This window comes from Providencia sp. PROV156, from assembly GCF_028480905.1.
Lineage (GTDB): Bacteria > Pseudomonadota > Gammaproteobacteria > Enterobacterales > Enterobacteriaceae > Providencia > Providencia hangzhouensis.
Window position 1 is genome coordinate 177,811 of sequence record NZ_JAMPPE010000006.1, and the last position, 20,072, is coordinate 197,882.

At 39.7% G+C, this 20,072-nt stretch carries 21 protein-coding genes and 1 other annotated feature; of the genes, 18 read left to right on the top strand and 3 right to left on the bottom strand.

Annotated features, from left to right (window positions below):
* Nucleotides 1-289 precede the first annotated feature (289 nt).
* The 7 genes from infC to ihfA all read left to right on the top strand — a co-directional run bounded on the left by infC (nucleotide 290) and on the right by ihfA (nucleotide 5,554).
* Nucleotides 290-829: a translation initiation factor IF-3 gene (gene infC / locus PSF31_RS06480; protein ID WP_071524539.1), complete on the top strand. Its 540-nt coding sequence runs from the start codon at nucleotides 290-292 to the stop codon at nucleotides 827-829.
* A 95-nt stretch (nucleotides 830-924) separates the two neighbouring features.
* Nucleotides 925-1,122: a 50S ribosomal protein L35 gene (gene rpmI / locus PSF31_RS06485; protein WP_004263702.1), complete on the top strand. Its 198-nt coding sequence runs from the start codon at nucleotides 925-927 to the stop codon at nucleotides 1,120-1,122.
* Nucleotides 1,123-1,168: 46 nt separating this feature from the next.
* The gene (rplT, locus tag PSF31_RS06490) at nucleotides 1,169-1,525 is read left to right on the top strand and encodes a 50S ribosomal protein L20 (protein ID WP_004263714.1); all 357 of its coding nucleotides are present in this window, start codon (nucleotides 1,169-1,171) and stop codon (nucleotides 1,523-1,525) included.
* Between the two features lie 89 nt (nucleotides 1,526-1,614).
* Nucleotides 1,615-1,744: a sequence feature (Phe leader region), on the top strand.
* Nucleotides 1,621-1,665 carry a pheST operon leader peptide PheM gene (gene pheM / locus PSF31_RS21090; protein ID WP_136134757.1) on the top strand — a complete coding sequence of 15 codons (45 nt, stop codon included), beginning with the start codon at nucleotides 1,621-1,623 and terminating at the stop codon, nucleotides 1,663-1,665. It overlaps the preceding feature by 45 nt.
* 123 nt (nucleotides 1,745-1,867) lie before the next feature.
* A complete protein-coding gene (pheS, locus tag PSF31_RS06495; RefSeq protein WP_004263717.1) occupies nucleotides 1,868-2,851 on the top strand; it encodes a phenylalanine--tRNA ligase subunit alpha in 984 nt (327 codons plus the stop codon).
* A 14-nt stretch (nucleotides 2,852-2,865) separates the two neighbouring features.
* Nucleotides 2,866-5,253 carry a phenylalanine--tRNA ligase subunit beta gene (gene pheT / locus PSF31_RS06500; RefSeq protein WP_096863953.1) on the top strand — a complete coding sequence of 796 codons (2,388 nt, stop codon included), beginning with the start codon at nucleotides 2,866-2,868 and terminating at the stop codon, nucleotides 5,251-5,253.
* Between the two features lie 4 nt (nucleotides 5,254-5,257).
* A complete protein-coding gene (gene ihfA / locus PSF31_RS06505; protein ID WP_004263721.1) occupies nucleotides 5,258-5,554 on the top strand; it encodes an integration host factor subunit alpha in 297 nt (98 codons plus the stop codon).
* 52 nt (nucleotides 5,555-5,606) lie between these two features.
* On the opposite strand, the gene PSF31_RS06510 is transcribed toward ihfA, so the two are convergent.
* Nucleotides 5,607-6,773, bottom strand: coding sequence for a hypothetical protein (locus PSF31_RS06510; RefSeq protein ID WP_164560983.1), 1,167 nt, complete (start codon nucleotides 6,771-6,773; stop codon nucleotides 5,607-5,609).
* A 108-nt stretch (nucleotides 6,774-6,881) separates the two neighbouring features.
* Here PSF31_RS06510 and btuC point away from each other — a divergent pair, with 108 nt between their 5' ends.
* From btuC to PSF31_RS06565, 11 genes are all read left to right on the top strand, one after another.
* Nucleotides 6,882-7,886, top strand: coding sequence for a vitamin B12 ABC transporter permease BtuC (gene btuC / locus PSF31_RS06515; RefSeq protein WP_176489292.1), 1,005 nt, complete (start codon nucleotides 6,882-6,884; stop codon nucleotides 7,884-7,886).
* 2 nt (nucleotides 7,887-7,888) lie between these two features.
* Nucleotides 7,889-8,665 (top strand): vitamin B12 ABC transporter ATP-binding protein BtuD, encoded by a 777-nt coding sequence (locus PSF31_RS06520; protein ID WP_096863956.1) that lies wholly within the window; start codon nucleotides 7,889-7,891, stop codon nucleotides 8,663-8,665.
* A gap of 119 nt (nucleotides 8,666-8,784) precedes the next feature.
* Nucleotides 8,785-9,930, top strand: a complete 1,146-nt coding sequence (gene arnB / locus PSF31_RS06525; protein WP_096863957.1) for a UDP-4-amino-4-deoxy-L-arabinose aminotransferase — start codon at nucleotides 8,785-8,787, stop codon at nucleotides 9,928-9,930.
* Nucleotides 9,930-10,922 (top strand): undecaprenyl-phosphate 4-deoxy-4-formamido-L-arabinose transferase, encoded by a 993-nt coding sequence (gene arnC / locus PSF31_RS06530; RefSeq protein ID WP_004263733.1) that lies wholly within the window; start codon nucleotides 9,930-9,932, stop codon nucleotides 10,920-10,922. The genes arnB and arnC overlap by 1 nt, the downstream gene beginning before the upstream one ends.
* Nucleotides 10,922-12,907, top strand: coding sequence for a bifunctional UDP-4-amino-4-deoxy-L-arabinose formyltransferase/UDP-glucuronic acid oxidase ArnA (gene arnA / locus PSF31_RS06535; protein ID WP_096863958.1), 1,986 nt, complete (start codon nucleotides 10,922-10,924; stop codon nucleotides 12,905-12,907). The genes arnC and arnA overlap by 1 nt, the downstream gene beginning before the upstream one ends.
* Nucleotides 12,907-13,800 carry a 4-deoxy-4-formamido-L-arabinose-phosphoundecaprenol deformylase gene (gene arnD / locus PSF31_RS06540; protein WP_004263737.1) on the top strand — a complete coding sequence of 298 codons (894 nt, stop codon included), beginning with the start codon at nucleotides 12,907-12,909 and terminating at the stop codon, nucleotides 13,798-13,800. The genes arnA and arnD overlap by 1 nt, the downstream gene beginning before the upstream one ends.
* Nucleotides 13,801-13,807: 7 nt before the next feature.
* Nucleotides 13,808-15,466 carry a lipid IV(A) 4-amino-4-deoxy-L-arabinosyltransferase gene (arnT, locus tag PSF31_RS06545; RefSeq protein WP_096863959.1) on the top strand — a complete coding sequence of 553 codons (1,659 nt, stop codon included), beginning with the start codon at nucleotides 13,808-13,810 and terminating at the stop codon, nucleotides 15,464-15,466.
* Nucleotides 15,463-15,810, top strand: coding sequence for a 4-amino-4-deoxy-L-arabinose-phosphoundecaprenol flippase subunit ArnE (arnE, locus tag PSF31_RS06550; protein WP_004263742.1), 348 nt, complete (start codon nucleotides 15,463-15,465; stop codon nucleotides 15,808-15,810). The genes arnT and arnE overlap by 4 nt, the downstream gene beginning before the upstream one ends.
* Nucleotides 15,807-16,214 carry a 4-amino-4-deoxy-L-arabinose-phosphoundecaprenol flippase subunit ArnF gene (arnF, locus tag PSF31_RS06555; protein WP_004263744.1) on the top strand — a complete coding sequence of 136 codons (408 nt, stop codon included), beginning with the start codon at nucleotides 15,807-15,809 and terminating at the stop codon, nucleotides 16,212-16,214. Before arnE ends, arnF begins: the two co-directional genes overlap by 4 nt.
* A 78-nt stretch (nucleotides 16,215-16,292) precedes the next feature.
* Nucleotides 16,293-16,778, top strand: a complete 486-nt coding sequence (locus PSF31_RS06560; protein ID WP_096863960.1) for a C40 family peptidase — start codon at nucleotides 16,293-16,295, stop codon at nucleotides 16,776-16,778.
* A 63-nt stretch (nucleotides 16,779-16,841) separates the two neighbouring features.
* A complete protein-coding gene (locus PSF31_RS06565) occupies nucleotides 16,842-17,858 on the top strand; it encodes a lipoate--protein ligase A (RefSeq protein ID WP_096863961.1) in 1,017 nt (338 codons plus the stop codon).
* A 78-nt stretch (nucleotides 17,859-17,936) separates the two neighbouring features.
* On the opposite strand, the gene PSF31_RS06570 is transcribed toward PSF31_RS06565, so the two are convergent.
* Both PSF31_RS06570 and PSF31_RS06575 read right to left on the bottom strand, forming a co-directional pair.
* Nucleotides 17,937-18,308, bottom strand: coding sequence for a helix-turn-helix domain-containing protein (locus PSF31_RS06570; RefSeq protein ID WP_004263751.1), 372 nt, complete (start codon nucleotides 18,306-18,308; stop codon nucleotides 17,937-17,939).
* A gap of 630 nt (nucleotides 18,309-18,938) precedes the next feature.
* The gene (locus PSF31_RS06575) at nucleotides 18,939-19,988 is read right to left on the bottom strand and encodes a hemin-degrading factor (protein WP_096863962.1); all 1,050 of its coding nucleotides are present in this window, start codon (nucleotides 19,986-19,988) and stop codon (nucleotides 18,939-18,941) included.
* Between the last annotated feature and the right edge of the window lie 84 nt (nucleotides 19,989-20,072).

Consider the following 20,072-nt stretch of genomic DNA (forward strand, 5'->3'; position numbering starts at 1 on the left):
CGCTGCTTCTCTATTTTATTTGTCTTATCTAATGAGTAAAAATAATTGCTTCAATGCTACAAATTTCCCTCAAAATCCAAGTTTTCAAACAGTTCAGTGTGATTTATTGCAAGATTTACTTGAGTAATCCGGCAAGAAGCATTAAAATCCGCGGTCGAATCACTTTGTCAGCGCATAGCGCATAAAGACAAACAAAGAATATCGTACACGCGTCAAGTAGTAACTATTGAGTGACGAGTGTATTTGCTTGAGAGAAGCAAATCTCTTTATCCAATTGGAGGAATGAAGTATTAAAGGCGGAAAAAGAATCCCAACAACACGTCCAAATCGTATCAATGATGAAATTCGTGTTCCAGAGGTCCGTTTAACGGGTTTAGACGGTGAACAGTTAGGCATCATGAGCGCACGCGAAGCGCTTGAAAAAGCTGAAGAAGCAGGTGTAGACCTAGTAGAAATCAGCCCAAATGCTGAACCGCCAGTTTGTCGTATCATGGATTACGGCAAATTCCTTTATGAGAAGAGCAAATCTCAAAAAGAGCAAAAAAAGAAACAAAAAGTTGTTCAGGTGAAGGAAATTAAATTCCGCCCTGGTACAGATGAAGGTGATTATCAGGTCAAACTACGCAACCTGACTCGCTTTCTGGAAGATGGTGATAAAGCTAAAGTTACACTGCGTTTTCGCGGTCGTGAAATGGCTCACCAGCAGATCGGTCTGGAAATGCTTAACCGCATCAAAGCTGATCTGGAAGAACTGGCATCCGTGGAGTCTTTCCCTTCAAGAATTGAAGGGCGTCAGATGATCATGGTGCTGGCACCGAAGAAGAAATAATTAGGCCTGCAAGTAATACTCGTTTATAGCAATATAGATGTTATTCGCCTAATTAATTCGTAGTTAATCACAATGCGAAGTTGGAAATAAAAGAAATGCCAAAGATTAAAACTGTACGTGGCGCAGCAAAGCGCTTTAAAAAAACTGCAGGCGGTGGCTTTAAGCGTAAGCATGCAAACCTTCGTCACATCCTGACTAAAAAGTCAACTAAGCGTAAACGCCATTTACGTCCGAAAGGAATGGTATCTAAGGGCGATCTGGGTCTGGTAGTTGCTTGCCTGCCTTACGCATAAGTAAACAATTTAGTTAATATAAGATAAAGACGATAGGAGATAGCTTATGGCTCGCGCAAAACGTGGTGTAATCGCCCGTGCACGTCACAAAAAAATTCTGAAGCAAGCGAAAGGTTACTATGGTGCACGTTCACGTGTTTACCGCGTAGCATTTCAAGCGGTAATCAAAGCTGGTCAATACGCTTACCGTGACCGCCGTCAACGTAAACGTCAGTTCCGTCAACTGTGGATCGCACGTATCAACGCTGCGGCTCGTCAGAACGGTCTGTCTTACAGCCGCTTCATCAATGGCTTGAAAAAAGCTTCAATTGAAATCGACCGTAAGATCTTAGCAGACATCGCAGTTTTCGATAAAGCAGCATTCACTGCTTTAGTTGAAAAAGCGAAAGGCGCTTTAGCTTAATTGTTTGCTTGGAAAGAGGAGGGAAACTTCCTCTTTTCATTTATAGCTATTTGTGTTAATACTTTAGATACAGTTAGTTATTGAGAGTTTACTACATGCATTCTGTGATTTTTCGTTTCTTTTTTTACTTTAGCACCTGAATTTCGGGGGTTTTTTCGCGTAAATAGAAAAAAGAAATGAAAAGTTACGCTAAAGCCTCCTTAGGGAGGCTTTTTCATTTCTAGTTTTAGATTAAGTACAGTAAAATCAGTTAAGTATTCATTCATTACCAAATAGAATGTGAAGCTTAATATATATAGTGAATAACTAGCAAAAAGACCAAGTGGTCATAAAGGGGAAACAATGCCACATCTCGCTGAGTTGGTTGCACAGGCAAAAGCAGCCATTGAACAGGCCCAAGATGTTGCTACGTTGGAATCAGTGCGTGTTGAATATTTAGGCAAGAGCGGCCATTTCACACTACAGATGAAAACGTTGCGTGATCTGCCTGCTGAGGAACGTCCAGCAGCAGGGGCTGTGATAAATGAAGCTAAAGTACAGGTTCAAGATGCACTGAACGCCCGTAAGGACGCGATGCAAGCTGAAATTCTTAATGCACGTCTAGTATCAGAAAAAATTGATGTGTCATTACCTGGGCGTCGTATGGAAAATGGTGGGTTACACCCAGTGACCCGTACAATTCAGCGAATTGAAGAGTTTTTTGGCGAATTAGGTTTCTCTGTTGAAACTGGTCCAGAAATCGAAGATGACTATCATAACTTTGATGCGTTAAATATACCAGCTCACCATCCCGCGCGTGCTGACCATGATACTTTTTGGTTTGATGCAAAACGCTTACTGCGTACGCAAACATCGGGTGTACAAATCCGTACAATGAATGGCCAACAACCACCGATTCGTATCATTGCTCCTGGTCGTGTATATCGTAATGATTACGACCAAACGCATACACCAATGTTCCATCAAACAGAAGGCCTGATTGTTGATAAAGATATCAGCTTTACCAATCTAAAAGGCACATTGCATGATTTCTTGAATAACTTCTTTGAAGAGGAAGTTCAAGTACGTTTCAGACCATCGTATTTCCCATTCACCGAACCTTCAGCGGAAGTTGATGTTATGGGTAAAAATGGTAAATGGTTAGAAGTATTAGGCTGCGGAATGGTGCATCCAAATGTATTGCGCAATGTAGGTATTGACCCTGAAGTCTACTCTGGATTTGCCTTTGGTATGGGGATGGAGCGCTTAACAATGCTACGCTACGGTGTTTCTGACCTACGTGCATTCTTCGAAAATGATCTTCGTTTCCTCAAACAGTTTAAATAAGGCGGGGTTATCTCATGAAATTCAGTGAACTATGGTTACGCGAATGGGTAAACCCGGCGATCAGTAGTGAAGCATTATCTGACCAAATCACGATGGCGGGTTTGGAAGTTGATGGTGTAGATGCAGTTGCTGGCCAATTTCACGGCGTTGTTGTTGGTGAAGTGGTTGAGTGTGGTCAACACCCAAATGCAGACAAACTGCGCGTTACAAAAGTTAACGTAGGCGGTGAGCGTTTATTAGATATCGTCTGCGGTGCACCAAACTGCCGTCAAGGCCTGAAAGTTGCTGTTGCAACGGTTGGCGCAGTATTACCGGGTGATTTTAAAATTAAAGCGGCAAAACTGCGTGGCGAACCTTCTGAAGGTATGCTGTGTTCTTATTCTGAACTGGGTATTTCTGATGACCACAGTGGCATTATTGAATTGCCACTAGATGCCACTATCGGTACCGATATTCGTGAATATCTAAAACTTGATGATAATGCGATTGAAATCAGCATTACACCTAACCGTGCAGATTGCTTAAGTATTCTTGGGGTTGCACGTGATGTCGCTGTTATTAATAAATTAGCGCTAAATGAGCCTGCTATTAATACAGTATCTGTGACCACAAAAGATACTTTCCCAATTCGAGTAGAAGCACCTAATGCCTGCCCACGTTTCTTAGGTCGTGTGATCAAAAATATTGATGTGTCAGCGCCAACGCCAATGTGGATGAAAGAAAAGTTGCGTCGTGGTGGCGTCCGTTCTATTGACGCGGTTGTGGATATTACCAACTACGTCTTATTAGAATTGGGTCAGCCTCAACACGCTTATGATCTAGACCGTTTAGATGGGGCTATTGTTGCTCGTATGGCAAAAGAAGGGGAGAAACTAGTTCTCCTTGATGGCAGTGAAGCAACGTTAAAATCAGACACATTAGTGATTGCTGATGAATCAAAAGCACTGGGGATTGCAGGTATTTTTGGCGGTGAACACTCAGGTGTTAATACGGAAACCAAAAATATTTTATTAGAGTGTGCATTCTTCGACCCATTATCGATCACAGGTCGTGCACGTAATTACGGTTTGCACACTGATGCATCTCACCGTTTTGAGCGTGGTGTTGACCCTCAATTACAGTTTAAAGCGATTGAACGTGCTACTGCGCTAATTGTTGAGATTTGTGGTGGTGAAGTCGGTGAAATTATTGATGTAACCAGTGAACAGCATTTACCAAAAGCCGCAAATATTAAACTGACACGCAATAAATTAGACCGTTTGGTTGGTCACTTTATTGAAGATGAGTTAGTTACTGATATTTTGACGCGTTTAGGGTGCAAAGTCACGGTTTCTGCTAATACATGGGATGTTGTCGCCCCAAGTTGGCGCTTCGATATGCAAATCGAAGAAGACTTAGTGGAAGAAGTTGCTCGTGTATATGGATATAACAGCATCCCTGATGTGCCATTACGTGCTGATTTGACCATGACTAACCACAAAGAAGCTAACTTACCTTTAAAACGTATTAAAGCAATGTTAGTTGACCGTGGTTACCAAGAAGCAATCACTTATAGTTTTGTTGACCCTAAAGTTCAAGCTTTACTGCATCCACAACAAGACGCGTTGCTTTTACCTAACCCTATTTCTGTTGATATGTCAGCGATGCGTTTATCGTTACTGGCTGGTTTATTAGGAACGGTTGTCTATAATCAAAATCGTCAACAAAATAGAATTCGTTTATTTGAGACAGGTCTGCGCTTTATTCCTGATAATCAAGCAGAATATGGAATTCGCCAAGAACCTATGTTGGCAGGGGTCATTACAGGTAACAGATTTGAAGAACATTGGTCATTAGATAAACAAGTTGTTGACTTCTTTGACTTAAAAGGTGATCTTGAAGCTGTTTTTGAATTGACTGGGAAACTAAATCAAATTACATTTAAATCTGAGGCACATCCTGCATTGCATCCAGGTCAAAGTGCTGGGATTTATCTGGAAAATGAACACATTGGCTTTATTGGTGTAGTTCACCCAGAATTAGAACGCAAACTCGATTTAAATGGTCGTACGGTGGTGTTTGAGGTTCGTAGTGATGCGATAGCACAACGTGTCATCCCTGAAGCTAAGGCGATTTCGCGCTATCCATCGAACCGCCGTGACATCGCTGTTGTCGTGCCAGAAGATGTGGCTGCTGCTGAAGTTTTAGCAGAGTGTAAAAAAGTTGGCATAAATCATATAGTTGGCATAAACTTATTTGATGTGTACTGTGGTGAAGGAATAGCGGATGGCTATAAGAGCCTTGCTATCAGTCTTGTCTTCCAAGATACCCAGCGTACTATGGAAGAAGAAGAGATCACTGCTACCGTTGATCTGTGTATTGCTGCGTTAAAACAGCGATTCCAAGCCTCCTTGAGGGACTAAACCTATGGCGCTTACTAAAGCTGAAATGTCAGAAAATTTGTTTGAAAAACTGGGTGTTAGCAAACGTGATGCTAAAGACCTTGTCGAAACTTTCTTTGAAGAGGTTCGCCTTTCCTTAGAAAATGGTGAGCAAGTAAAATTATCTGGATTCGGTAACTTTGATTTACGTGATAAAAATCAACGTCCCGGACGTAACCCTAAAACTGGGGAAGATATTCCAATTACTGCCCGCCGTGTTGTTACCTTCCGCCCAGGCCAAAAATTAAAAAGCCGTGTAGAAAAAGCAACGCCGAAAGAGTAATTATATCGTTTGATATGAAAAAAGACCGCCTAGGCGGTCTTTTGTTTTTTTGTCACATAAATTGCTTGAGCTCTCTATCTATTAACGTAATAAGAAGTTCATTCGCGGAATTCTTAAAAGCGGTTTCTTTCATTATAACTTTATGTTTTTTCTTTTCACTTAACTTATTGAAATTATTATATTCGGCAGTTGTTCTTCTGGTTGATGACAACCCTCCACCAACAGCTATGGCAATATTCTTTGGTTCCATTTTGTTTTCTTTTGAATGTATCGCGATTTTAACAAACAGCGGCATACAAATTTGTAAATGCAATGGTAGTTTTTGCAGCTCAGGCAATCTTTCATCCGCGTTGTTTTTGGCTATCTGTAAAGTTTTATCTCTCTTGTTTGGAGCCATATTTTTAACATTTTTTTTTGTTTTATTTTCTTTATCTCTCTTGTTTGGAGCCATATTTTTGACATTTTTTTTTGTTTTATTTTCTTTATCGATTGATTTTTCATATTTATTTATTAATTTTTTGAGTTTGTCTTCTTCATTTGAATGCTTGGTTATTATTTTGTTTCGTAACTCTTTAATGGCGCCGGTAAGTTCATTTTGTGTAAAACTATTATCTTCTCTTATTTTTTGACTAAAGCTTGCATTATCAGTTAGTTTTACTAAGAGGTCAGAAATTTTAGAGGTAACACCGTTTATCCTTAAGATACCTTCTTGTTTAATAAATGTTGGGTTACTCAGCAAAGCTAAAATAATCGTATTCATGGAATGAAACTCTGCTTTTTCACCCTCAGATATATCAGGATACTGGTTGATTAATTCAATATTTTTTAAGTAGATCTTGTTGGCTGCACTTGCCCATTCTTCAGTTGGGCACTGAGCTGACAAATCACTCGCTTCAAGTTTATATTGTTTCTGAAACTGTTCCGCATGATTTGGTTCAATAGGTTGATTTACAAAGTTGTTAGTAGGTTGGTTATTGGCAGATGGAGGTAAGACAGTTGTATTTTTAATATATGCGGGGTTATCTATAATCTTAATATTGTCAAACTTATGTTTTACCATAAATTTGAGTTCATGATACAGAGAATCAAGGGACTGCATTACTGTATTTTTAATGGCTTTTAGTGAATGAATAAAAGACGTGTTTTGTCTTTCATCAGATGATTTCGCTTTATTAACGTGTATCTGATTTGTAGACGAATATATTTTAGAACAGTTCATATGTATTACTCCAAAGTAAAAAAACTAAAGAAGTTTAGATTCATTCGTATACTATCTCTTACATAAAAAGCTATAATTCATTAACTTAATGAAAAAACATTTATTATCATGATAGCTAACCAACTTGAGCATTTGAAAAATAAACAAAAGGCAACGGACTTACGTTTGATTGTTATATTGGTTATCAGTCTGTGTATCGTGTCCGTTTTTTACCTTTGTGTTGGGGAAATATGGTATTGGCCGAATCAATGGGTCGGAGAAAGTGCCAAGCTTTTTGTTTGGCAAATTCGTTTTCCACGCCTATTAGCCGTGATAGTTATTGGTGCAGCGTTAGCTGTTACTGGGGCCCTTATGCAAGCTTTATTTGAAAACCCACTAGCTGAGCCTGGGTTATTAGGTGTAAGTAATGGAGCGGGTGTTGCGGTGGTGCTGGCTGTATTGTTGTCTTCAGGCGTGACGCATTATTGGCTATTAAGTATTAGCTCAATTATGGGAGCACTATTTTTTACCTCCATATTGCTCTATTTTGCTCGCCGTAAAAACTTGAATAATTCAAGTTTATTGCTTGTTGGTGTTGCTCTAGGCGTGATTAGTGGTGCCTGTATGACATGGATGGTGTACATGAGCAGCAACCTTGATTTGCGACAGTTACTCTATTGGATGATGGGGAGTTTTAGTGGGGTTGATTGGCGACAATTTGGTCTTGTTATTGGTTGCTTGCCATTTTTAATTTGGGTGCTTTTCCAAGGAAATATACTGAATTACCTTTCATTAGGAACAGTACAAGCTTATCAATTAGGTATATCAATCCATAAATGGCGCGTTATATTGATTATTATTAGCGGTGTATTAATTGGCCTCAGTGTTGCTATTGCGGGGGCGATTAGCTTTATTGGCTTAGTTATTCCTCATATATTGAGATTAAGTGGTTTAACAGATAACCGCGTATTATTGGTTGGTTCTGCAGTGGCTGGGGCATTAGGGTTATTAACAGCAGATATTCTGTCTCGGTTATTAATCGCCAATGCGGAAGTTCCCATTGGTGTTATTACGGCAACCTTAGGGGCCCCGGTATTTATTTTCTTGTTAATCCGTCACCAACAATGGCGGTAGAAATGATGGAAAATAAATTAATTATTGATATTAAAAATATTACCATCGATACACGCTTGGTCAATGTTTCAGCTCAAGTGCTAACTGGTGAACAAATTCATATATTGGGTGCCAATGGGGCCGGGAAAAGTACATTATTAGCTGCGATAAGCGGTTATTTGCCTGTAGGTGGCGATATTTTAATTGGTGGGCGAAGTATACGGCAATATCATATTGCTCAATTGAGCCAACAACGTGCTTATCTTTCACAATTAGTTAGTTACATTCCAATACTCAAAGTTTTTCAATATGTTGGCCTGTTTTCACCTAACACAGTGTTTTCTGCTGGTGTTTTTGAGCGTTTATGTAGCGATTTTCAACTAACATCATTATTAAGTAAACCTATTAACCAACTCTCGGGTGGTGAATGGCAAAGAGTCCGAATTGTAGCAGCATTTTTGCAGGTCTGGGATAAACAGCAATGCGAGGGGAAATTTATATTATTGGATGAGCCGACCAATAATTTAGATATTATTCAGCAAGCAATGCTTGATAAATGGATTAAATATTTTTGTGATTGCTTAGGAACCGTTATAATGAGTGGTCATGATCTTAGCCATTCGTATAAAAATGCATCTTGTATTTGGATGATAAAACAAGGACAGTTAGTCGCAGTAGGGAAACCAGAATGTATAATGACAGAAAAAAATTTATCTGACATATTTATGTCTGAAATTAAGTTAAGCCACAGTGCATCTCACCGGGTGTGGCAGGTTATAAATTTAACGGATAAGCAATAAGGTGTTTTTATCACTTATTTTTGCATGATAATCCCGCAATGTTTGCAGGTGTTGAGGTTCGGTTAAAGTATAATTAACTAGAATATTCTATTCACAATGAAAACTAGGCTATAAACAATATGAGCAATTTCTTACCATTTTCAAAACCGGCAATCGGTGATGAAGAGGTCAAGGCAGTTGAAAAAGTTCTGCGTTCAGGCTGGATAACTACAGGCCCACAGAATCATCAATTAGAAGAAGATTTTTGTAAGCGTTATGGCTGTAAGCATGCGATTGCACTTTCTTCTGCAACAGCGGGGATGCATGTTGTCTTAATGGCATTAGGTATTGGCCCTGGTGATGAAATTATTACACCATCACAAACATGGGTTTCTACGATTAACATGATTGAATTGCTTGGTGCAACCCCTGTGATGATTGATGTTGATCGTGACACATTAATGATCCAACCCGATGCCGTAGAAAAAGCGTTAACAGAAAAAACAAAGGCCATTATCCCAGTTCATTATGCGGGGGCTCCTTGTGATCTTGACGCATTGCGTTTGATTGCTCAAAAAGCCGGTGTAGCTTTAATCGAAGATGCAGCACATGCAGTGGGTACTCGTTATAAAGATGAGTGGATTGGCGAAAAGGGAACGTCTATTTTCTCTTTTCATGCCATCAAAAATGTCACCTGTGCGGAAGGGGGATTAGTCGCAACAGATGATGACAAGCTCGCTCAGCGTGTACGAACGCTTAAGTTTCACGGTCTAGGCGTTGATGCGTTTGATAGACAAATGCAAGGCCGTAAGCCGCAAGCAGAGGTTGTTGAACCCGGTTTTAAATATAATTTGTCGGATATTCATGCCGCGATTGCAGTGGTGCAGTTATCACGAGTAGAGCAATTAAATCAGCGTCGTGCTGAGCTAACTGCTCGTTATCGTGAATTGCTGAAAAACTCTCCTTTGCAAATGTTGAGTGTACCTAGCTACTCACATTTACATGCGAATCATTTATTTATGGTACGTGTCGATAAAGCCGAATGTGGAATTGATCGCGATACATTCATGGAAAAATTGAAAGAGCATGATATTGGAACAGGGTTGCACTTTCGCGCCGCACATACTCAAAAATATTATCGCGAAAAATACCCTGAATTAGTTTTACCTGAATCAACCTGGAATAGCGCCACATTGTGTTCATTACCTTTATTTCCCGATATGACGGATGCAGATGTTGAACGGGTTGTCAAAGCTGTAGAAGCAGTTCTTTTGGAGTCAAAATAGTGTCACACGCAGATGAATTTGATGAGATAAAAAAAGTCTCAGTGGTAATCCCTGTCTATAATGAAGAGCAGAGCTTACCGCAATTACTAGAACGTACTATCAAGTCATGTAAACAATTAACTCAATCTTATGAATTAATTTTAGTTGATGATGGTAGTAGCGATCGTTCAGCGCAAATGCTTACAGAAGCAGCGGAAAATCCAGAAAACCACGTTATTGCAATTATTTTAAACCGTAATTATGGGCAGCATTCTGCTATTATGGCAGGTTTTAACCAAGCGGATGGCGATTTAGTAATTACCTTGGATGCGGATTTGCAAAATCCGCCAGAGGAAATCCCTCGTTTAGTGCAAACAGCGATGCAAGGTTATGATGTAGTTGGTACACGCCGTGCGAATCGCCAAGATTCTTGGTTTCGCAAAACAGCGTCTAAAATGATTAATGCGATGATCACCAAAGCAACAGGCCGCTCTATGGGTGACTATGGCTGTATGTTACGTGCGTATCGCCGTCATATTATTCAAGCTATGTTGCAATGTCATGAAAGAAGTACATTTATTCCTATTTTAGCAAATACATTTGCACGTAGAACCATTGAAATTGATGTAGCGCATGCAGAACGCGAGTTTGGTGATTCTAAATACAGCTTTATGAAGCTGATTAATTTAATGTATGACTTATTAACATGCCTGACTACGGCACCACTGCGTTTATTGAGTGTTGTCGGTAGTATTATCGCCGCTGGCGGTTTTTTATTAGCGGTATTGTTAATTGCATTGCGTTTAATTTTTGGCGCAGAGTGGGCCGCAGATGGCGTATTCACGCTGTTTGCAGTACTCTTTATGTTTATTGGTGCACAGTTTGTTGCCATGGGTTTATTGGGCGAATACATTGGTAGGATCTACAATGATGTGCGCGCGAGACCCCGTTATTTTATTCAAAAAGTCGTTGGAGCAGATGCGAAATCCGACAAAAATCAGGAAGAAGACTAATGAAAGCTATTGTTTTTGCCTATCATGATATTGGCTGCGTAGGGCTAAAAGCGCTTGAAAAAGCAGGTTTTGATATCCAAGCAGTGTTTACCCACACTGATGACCCAAATGAAAACCACTTTTACTCCTCTGTTGCGCGTTTAAGTGCTGACATGGAGCTTCCTGTTTTTGCGCCTGAAAACGTTAATCACCCATTGTGGATTGAACGTATTCGCGAAATGAAACCTGATGTGATTTTCTCCTTCTACTATCGTGATATGTTGAGTGAAGAGCTGTTAGCTATCGCGCCTAAAGGTGCGTTTAATCTACATGGTTCATTACTCCCTAAATATCGCGGTCGTGCGCCTATTAATTGGGCATTATTAAAAGGCGAAAGCGAAACAGGTGTAACCTTACACAAAATGGTAGCTAAAGCCGACGCTGGCGATATCATTGCTCAAGAAAAAGTGGTTATTACCGATACAGACACTAGCCTAACTTTACATGCAAAAGTCCGTGAAGCGGCGGAAGTTTTGCTGGATAAAACACTGCCATTAATCGAAACTGGTAGCTACAAAGCCGTTGCACAAGACGAAAGTCAAGCAACGTACTTTGGTCGTCGTACCGCTGAAGATGGTTTGATTAATTGGAACGACAGTGCAAAAGACGTTAACTGCTTGATTCGTGCAGTGACTGAACCTTACCCAGGTGCGTTTACCTATTTAGGTGCACGCAAAATGGTTATTTGGCGCGCACGCGTTTTAGATGATAACCAAGGTAAACCAGCAGGTACGGTACTTTCGAGTGACCCACTGCGTATCGCTTGTGGTCAAGGTGCTATCGAAGTGATTAGCGGCCAAAGTGAGACGGGTTTATATATGCAAGGTAGCCGCCTTGCTAACGAAATGGGTATCGTGACAGATGTTCGTGTTGGTGCAAAACCAACGGCACAAGTAAAACGTCGTACACGTGTTCTGATCCTTGGTGTTAACGGCTTTATCGGTAACCACTTGACTGAGCGCCTGTTAAAAGACGGTAATTACGATATCTATGGTATGGATATCGGTTCTTCCGCAATTGAACGTTTTATTGGTAACCCACGTTTCCACTTTATTGAAGGTGACGTTAGCATCCATACAGAATGGATTGAATATCACATCAAAAAATGTGACGTTATTCTGCCTTTGGTTGCGATCGCGACGCCAATCGAATATACCCGTAACCCACTGCGTGTTTTCGAGTTAGACTTCGAAGAAAATTTAAAAGTTGTACGTTACTGTGTGAAATACAACAAACGCATCATTTTCCCATCAACTTCTGAAGTTTATGGTATGTGTGATGATAAAGAGTTTGATGAAGATGAATCACGCCTGATCGTAGGTCCAATCAATAAACAACGTTGGATTTACTCAGTATCTAAACAATTACTTGACCGAGTGATTTGGGCATACGGTGCAAAAGAAGGTCTGAAGTTCACCTTATTCCGTCCATTTAACTGGATGGGACCACGTTTAGATAGCTTGAACTCTGCGCGTATTGGTAGTTCTCGTGCAATTACACAGTTGATCTTGAACTTGGTTGAAGGTTCTCCGATTAAACTGGTTGATGGTGGAGCACAAAAACGCTGTTTTACAGATATTAAAGACGGTATTGAAGCACTGTTCCGTATTATCGAAAATAAAGATGGTAAGTGTGACGGCCAAATCATCAATATCGGTAATCCAACGAATGAAGCCAGTATTCGTGAATTAGCGGAAATGTTGCTGGAAAGCTTCGAAAAACACCCACAACGTGGAAAATTCCCTCCATTTGCAGGTTTCCGTGAAATCGAAAGCAGCAGCTATTATGGCCAAGGGTATCAAGACGTTGAACACCGTAAACCAAGTGTTGAAAACGCACGTCGTTTACTGGACTGGGTTCCAACTATCGATATGAAAGATACCATTGAAGAAACATTAGATTTCTTCTTACAAGGTGCTGTTGAAGAGTTAGGTAATAAAGACTAATGAAAAAAGTTGGCTTGAGAATTGATGTGGATACCTACCAAGGTACATTAAAAGGGGTTCCACAGTTACTCAAAGTGCTCAAAGAGCATAATATTCAGGCCAGCTTTTTCTTCAGCGTAGGACCCGATAACATGGGGCGCCATTTATGGCGCCTTTTGCGTCCTAAATTTCTGTGGAAAATGCTTAGGTCTAATGCAGCATCCCTTTATGGGTTAGATATCTTATTAGCGGGCACAGCATGGCCGGGTAAAAAAATTGCTAAGGATTTAGGTTACTTGATGAAACAAACCTTGGATGCTGGTCATGAAGTTGGCTTACATGCATGGGATCATCAAGGCTGGCAGGCTAAGGTTGCGAAATGGAGCAAACCGCAACTGACAGAGCAGGTTAAGCTAGGTGTTGATGCATTGGAGCAAGCTATTGGGCATCGTGTGACTTGTTCAGCCGTCGCTGGTTGGCGAGGCGATGAGCGCGTATTGGAAGTTAAACAAACGTTTAACTTTGACTACAACAGTGATTGCCGTGGTAAATATCCATTTAGGCCAATTTTAGCGGATGGCTCATTAGGGACAGTTCAAATTCCTGTAACACTGCCGACTTACGATGAAGTTGTGGGAACAGTCGTGAGTGATGAGGCATTTAATGATTTTATTCTTCAAGCAATTAAAGAAGATCAAGGCATTCCAGTTTATACTATTCACACTGAAGTGGAAGGGATGTCTAAATCGGAACAATTTTCACAATTATTGGAACGAATTACACAAGAAGATATCCAATTCTGTACATTGAGTGAATTACTGCCAGACGATTTGAATTCATTGCCAAAAGGGCGTGTGGTGAGGGCACCATTCCCTGGGCGTGAAGGCTGGTTAGGCTGCCAAGAAGAGGAATAAGCAACCTATGTTGAATAACCGAGCGAGCAAAATAGGAGCCTCTCTGCTGGCTCTTTTTTTTATCTTAACCTATTTATTGCCGTTGGATAGCCGTTTACTTTGGCAACCAGATGAAACACGATATGCGGAAATTAGCCGTGAAATGTTACAGCGTGGGGATTGGATTGTTCCTTACATGCTGGATGTACGTTATTTCGAAAAACCAGTAGCAGGTTACTGGATAAACAATATTAGCCAAATGATTTTTGGTGAAACTAATTTTGCTGTTCGCTTTGGTTCGGTTTTTTGTATTTTCCTCAGTGCATTACTTGTCTACCGTATGGCAAAAATGATGTGGCGTAATAACCACGTTGCTTATGTTGCTAGCCTCATTTATATCTCAATGTTCTTGGTATTCTCCATCGGAACTTACAGTGTACTCGACCCAATGTTGTCTTTATGGATAGCGGCAAGCATGTTCTGTTGCTTGTGGGCAATGAAATCGAGAGAAGTAAAATCTAAACTAGCGGCATGGCTTTGTCTTGGGCTGGCTTGCGGCATGGCATTTATGACTAAAGGCTTTTTAGCCCTTGCGATCCCCGTGATAGTCATGCTTCCTGTCACAATCTATCAAAAGCGGTTCCTTGAGTTACTTAAGTACGGGCCGCTTGCAATAATTTCGGCGGTTATTATCAGTTTGCCATGGGCTTTGGCGGTTGCAAAACAAGAACCAGACTATTGGCACTATTTCTTTTGGATTGAGCACATTAAGCGTTTCACAGCAGATGATGCGCAGCATATTGCACCGTTTTGGTATTATATTCCAATTATCATTCTTGGCGCTATTCCATGGGCAGGGCTGTTGCCAGGTGCGATAATGAAAGGCTGGAAAGAACGTAAATCTAGCCCCGATATGTTTTTCTTACTGTGCTGGTTTGTTGTTCCTGTTATCTTTTTCAGTATTTCCCGCGGTAAGTTACCAACGTATATGTTACCGTTTATGGCGCCATTGGCATTGCTTATGGCGAAGTATGGGGTTGATTGTGTTCGTAATGGTAAAATGAAAGCATTGAAAGCCAATGGGATCATTAATGTTGTATTAGGGATCGCTGCGGTTATAGCGGTAATTGTCGTGAGCACGGTGATCAAAAAACCGTTATACGAACCTGATGAATGGTCAAAAATGGTGTTAGGTGTCGTTGCATTTTCTATTTGGGCGATTATCGGTTACCTATGTACGGTATTAAATGCTAAATATTGGTTATGGGCAGCCTCGTGCTCTTTGGCCGTGAGTTTGTGTATTGGTAGTGCTCTGCCGAACAACACCATCGATTCTAAATTACCTCAAAACTTTATTCATCAAAATCATGATTTACTGATGAATAGCAAATATTTGATGGCAAGTAATGTTGGGGTCGCAGCAGGCCTTGCGTGGGAAACACAAAATTCCAATATCTATTTATACAATAGTAGTGGAGAGCTAAGTTACGGTTTGGAATACCCAGATAGCCAACATCGCTTAGTTAAACCGGATCAATTTGCACAGTGGCTAGAAAAAGCACGCAAAGAAGGGCAGGTAACTGTTGTCTTTTTATTAGGCCGTAAAGAAGGGTTACCGGATATTCCTAAGCCAGATGAAGTCATTAAAAATTCACGTATGGCGATTGTGGTTTACCATCAACAATGATTGCACAACTACTGCTGTTATTGCTGGTTAGCGTTTTGACCTGCGTTGGGCAAGTGGCTCAAAAGCAAGCCGTCGTCAATTGGCAAAGTAATAAAACCAATAAAACAGCATCAGCCTTTCGGTGGCTGGTGCTGGCGGTTTTTATGCTAGGCCTTGGCATGTTGTTTTGGTTGAAATTATTGGAAACCATGCCGCTGAGTATCGCTTATCCAATGTTAAGTATTAATTTTGTATTAATTACTTTAATTGGCCAGTTTGTTTATAAAGAGCAAACTGGGCTTAACCACTGGTTAGGGGTTGCTGCCATTATGTTTGGTATTTTGCTAATGAGTATCGGCGTATGAACAAGGGTTATTTGTGGGTGATTAGCAGTGCTTTATTAGTCACAGTCGCTCAACTGAGCTTAAAAGCCGGGGTAGTTGAACTACCCTCATTCACACTTGGCTGGCATTGGCTACAATTAGAGTGGTTACTCGCAAATATTACTAGCTTAGGAATTATTTTTTTAGGGTTAGTTTGTTATGCGTTATCGATGTTATGTTGGCTATTAGCTTTAAAACACATAGCATTGAATAAAGCTTATCCGCTTATTAGCTTAAGCTATGTTTTCGTTTATTTATTAGCAGTTTTCTTACCTTGGTTTAATGAACCTGCGACAGGGCTAAAGGCTATTGGAATTGGCTTTATTTTATTAGGGGTATGGCTAATTAGCCGGCCCAATAAATCACCAAGTGATAGAACGGAATAATTTCTTAGTTGCTTATATTATAGTCTTCACGCACTATAATATAAGCAAGTTATCGCAATAAGATAAATAAGGTGCTTTATGGTTATCAAAATACAACACCTACCACTATTATTGTGTTTAGTTTTAATTGGTTGTTCATCGACATCCCTTAAAAGAACACCGCCGCCATTAAAAACACAATTATCAGACCCAATCATGACGATAGCACAATTAAAAGACCAGCTAGAGCAGTGGTATGGTACGCCTTATCATTATGGTGGAATGAATCAGAATGGTGTGGATTGTTCCGGTTTTGTCTATCGCACATTTAACGACCGTTTTGCCATTCAGTTACCTCGAACAACAGTAGATCAAACTCAATTAGGCACACGGATTGATAAATCTGATTTGATGCCAGGGGATTTGGTGTTCTTTAAAACAGGCTCAGGGGAGAATGGATTGCATGTGGGGATTTACGATACCGATAATACATTCATTCACGCATCAACGAGTAAAGGGGTAATTCGTTCATCAATGGATAATGTTTATTGGCGAAAAGTGTTTTGGCAAGCAAGACGTATCTAAATTCACTATTTTATTCAGTGATTATGCTATCTTAAGGGCAAGTTTTGTTTTAAGGATAGCTCAATGTCAACAGTACGTTTACTCATCTCAGAATCCTACGACCCTTGGTTTAACCTTGCGGTTGAAGAAACTATTTTCCGACAAATGCCAACCGACCAACGTGTTATGTTTCTTTGGAGAAATGCGGATACCGTGGTCATAGGGCGCGCTCAGAATCCGTGGAAAGAATGTAATACACGGCGGATGGAAGAAGATAATGTTCGTTTAGCTCGGCGCAGTAGTGGTGGTGGTGCTGTCTTTCATGATCTAGGTAACACTTGTTTCACATTTATGGCGGGAAAGCCAGAATATGATAAAACAGTTTCTACACAAATCATTGTTGATGGATTAGCACAGGTCGGTATCAACGCACAAATTTCAGGTCGCAATGATTTGGTTTTAGATACAGAAAGTGGTCCGCGAAAAATATCCGGTTCTGCATACCGAGAAACGAAAGATAGAGGTTTTCACCATGGAACCTTGCTGATTAATGCAGATTTAAGTCGTTTAGCTAATTACCTGAACCCAGATCCTAAAAAATTACAGGCAAAAGGGATCACGTCAGTGCGTTCTCGTGTAGCTAATTTATCTGAACTTGTTCCTAATATTTCTCATGAAATTGTTTGTGAGGGAATAATTAAAAGCTTTTTTAATTACTTCGGTGAAACGGTCGAAGCGGAGTATATTTCCCCTGAAAAATTACCTGATTTGCCAAATTTTCCAGAAACTTTTGCTAAGCAAAGTAGTTGGGAATGGAATTTTGGGCAAGCACCAGCGTTTACTCACTATTCAGATACACGTTTTTCTTGGGGAGGAATTGAGTTTCATTTTGATATCGAAAAAGGCGTGATAAATCGCTGTCAGTTTTTTACAGATAGCTTAGACCCATCTCCTTTGGAGTGGTTAAGCGAGCAATTGACGGGTAAAACATATCAGACAGAAACAATACGTTCTTTAGGTGAACAAATGGCCGTAAAATGGCCTCAATTGCAGGAGCAGTTAGCTGATTTGGAAAACTGGCTAGTCCATGAATTAAGTTAAAAAAAGAGCCGACATAGTCGGCTCAGACATAGACTTCAAAATTGCAAATAACTAATAGGAAGGGATGTTCTAAAATAATCAGTTATGACAGCTACAAGTCATAAAGCTTTTGCATTCAGGTAATTCACCTGATTGGCGAAATTTTGCAGGCGTTGTATCAAAGTGCTTTTTAAAGATGCGGGTAAATGTCGCCTGTGAACTAAAGCCATATTGCAATGCGATATCAAGAATAGGTAAGTTGCCTTCACGTAATGATTTAGCTGCTTCTAATAAACGACGTTTACGGACGTATTCACCAAGCGTGCAGCCTTTCATTTCTTTGAAAACACGCTGTAAATGCCATTTTGAATAGCCGCTTTTATCGGCAATTGTGTCGATTTTGATGCCTTCATTGCGCTGCAACTGACTTTCAAGCCATTTAACAATATCGTTGACTACACTTTCTGACATATTTACCTCCTACTCAAGTAGGCTATTGTTCATTAATAACTAATAATAACTCACGAAATTAGGGTCTATTCTTCCTGTTTTTCCGATATATCGATAGGCTAAACGTGCGGTTTTTTAATGATAATAACTATCAGTACAATAGATGTTGAAAAAATTAACATTTTAAACATTCAATATTGTATGTTTAAAATTCTTTTAATTCAAGTATCTATGTTGCCATGTCATTTTTTTAGGTAAGAAAAAGAGAAAATTTTCATTATATTCAAAAAAATTGTTCAAGCTATTCGAAATTATTAACCAAGTAAATAATTGAAATATTATTGCTTCATTTATAATCGTATTTCTATAACAATAAACAGGAAATTCCGAGGTAATTGTTATGATTGAAAGTGCTTGTAACTACAGTTTTCGTAGTATGAATAACTAATATATGCGGTAAGTTAAATACTTTATGTGAGAGATGGATGATTATTCTATTTCTATATCAAAAAGTGGCTTGTATCGTTGTTGTGAATTAATGAGGTAAAGGGTCTATGGCAATTTTCATGTCTAATTCAAACCACAATTTCTGATTGAAAAGTATTTAGAAAATTACCATGACAGATTATCTACTTTCTTATTATTCTTTTATTATATGCGAGATATCGAAAGAATTTGCTTGCTCCATTCTATTTGTTCGGGAGTGCCTTCAATACGCTGGCCATACATTTGAATAATTTGGTTACCTTGGGTATCAAAGACCTCAAGACTTGTCACAAAGCCATCTTTAGTTGGCTTACGTGTGACCCAGCACTCAGAAATGCCATTTTCAATGATATGAAGTTTAAAGTTTGTACTTGAAACATTTAACCAATCAGTTTGAGAACTTTCAACAGAGAGTGATGATAGTTCATTTATTTTTCCTGTAAATATTTGCACACACCCACGGTTTCCTACAAAGAGCATAACTTCATTTTTTGCATGGTATGCAAGAGAGAGTAATTCAGATAAAGCCGTAGTAGGGACTTGCCATGCTAATTCTTGGCTAACGACACGAAAAACTTGCTGACGACTTAAATTGTGTTTCTTTAATATACCAAAAAACTGATGAACATTGGTCATCTCACGCCATTGTTGCTCTAATTGAGAGGCGAGTTCTTCGCTAATTTTCTGTTCTGAAAATGGCGAAATTGTTTTAGGTTCGATAGGCGGATTCTCTGATGTGCTGTAGCGCTCTATCATGGCTTGCCAAGCAGCTATATCAGAGTTGTCGGTGGAAAAGACCTTGTGTAACGAATCACCATATTTATCGAAAAATTGAATACTGTGGCGAGTTCCCTCTGGCATTTTTTCTGTGAGTGCAAAAACTGAGCTCCACTGCGCAAAGAACATGCGTAAGTCTAATGCTTTAGGGTTTAGAAATAGCCCACCGTGGTTACTAAATTTGGGGTTATTGTATGCACCCGTTTGAATACTAACAGCGTACTGATTACGAGTGATCCCTATAGCTTTGCCTATTGTGGTTAAATCTTGCAAGATATCAATAGGTTTACTGACCAATCGTTGAACATTATCTTTACCGACACGACAATGAATTAGTTGGGCCTCCGATACGCCAAGTAAGGCCGCTATTTCTTGGGAGTGCTTATCAGAGTGCGTTTTCTTAGCTTGCAGGTAATCATTATAGAGGTTTGAATTCACAAATTTTTCCTTAATAAAATTAAAAGACATAGTGAAAAGTTATCAACTGATTTATTTTTTATACTGCTGATAAATTTAATAAAA

What these genes read in the sequence shown, in the direction of transcription:
- ihfA (WP_004263721.1), top strand. Translation starts at nt 5,258, where the DNA reads ATGGCGCTTACTAAAGCTGAAATGTCAGAAAATTTGTTTGAAAAACTG.
- arnE (WP_004263742.1), top strand. Translation starts at nt 15,463, where the DNA reads ATGATTGCACAACTACTGCTGTTATTGCTGGTTAGCGTTTTGACCTGC.
- arnT (WP_096863959.1), top strand. Translation starts at nt 13,808, where the DNA reads ATGTTGAATAACCGAGCGAGCAAAATAGGAGCCTCTCTGCTGGCTCTT.
- arnB (WP_096863957.1), top strand. Translation starts at nt 8,785, where the DNA reads ATGAGCAATTTCTTACCATTTTCAAAACCGGCAATCGGTGATGAAGAG.
- rplT (WP_004263714.1), top strand. Translation starts at nt 1,169, where the DNA reads ATGGCTCGCGCAAAACGTGGTGTAATCGCCCGTGCACGTCACAAAAAA.
- arnA (WP_096863958.1), top strand. Translation starts at nt 10,922, where the DNA reads ATGAAAGCTATTGTTTTTGCCTATCATGATATTGGCTGCGTAGGGCTA.
- arnD (WP_004263737.1), top strand. Translation starts at nt 12,907, where the DNA reads ATGAAAAAAGTTGGCTTGAGAATTGATGTGGATACCTACCAAGGTACA.
- PSF31_RS06510 (WP_164560983.1), bottom strand. Translation starts at nt 6,773, where the DNA reads ATGAACTGTTCTAAAATATATTCGTCTACAAATCAGATACACGTTAAT.
- arnF (WP_004263744.1), top strand. Translation starts at nt 15,807, where the DNA reads ATGAACAAGGGTTATTTGTGGGTGATTAGCAGTGCTTTATTAGTCACA.
- rpmI (WP_004263702.1), top strand. Translation starts at nt 925, where the DNA reads ATGCCAAAGATTAAAACTGTACGTGGCGCAGCAAAGCGCTTTAAAAAA.
- PSF31_RS06520 (WP_096863956.1), top strand. Translation starts at nt 7,889, where the DNA reads ATGATGGAAAATAAATTAATTATTGATATTAAAAATATTACCATCGAT.
- pheS (WP_004263717.1), top strand. Translation starts at nt 1,868, where the DNA reads ATGCCACATCTCGCTGAGTTGGTTGCACAGGCAAAAGCAGCCATTGAA.
- btuC (WP_176489292.1), top strand. Translation starts at nt 6,882, where the DNA reads ATGATAGCTAACCAACTTGAGCATTTGAAAAATAAACAAAAGGCAACG.
- PSF31_RS06560 (WP_096863960.1), top strand. Translation starts at nt 16,293, where the DNA reads ATGGTTATCAAAATACAACACCTACCACTATTATTGTGTTTAGTTTTA.
- PSF31_RS06565 (WP_096863961.1), top strand. Translation starts at nt 16,842, where the DNA reads ATGTCAACAGTACGTTTACTCATCTCAGAATCCTACGACCCTTGGTTT.
- pheT (WP_096863953.1), top strand. Translation starts at nt 2,866, where the DNA reads ATGAAATTCAGTGAACTATGGTTACGCGAATGGGTAAACCCGGCGATC.
- PSF31_RS06570 (WP_004263751.1), bottom strand. Translation starts at nt 18,308, where the DNA reads ATGTCAGAAAGTGTAGTCAACGATATTGTTAAATGGCTTGAAAGTCAG.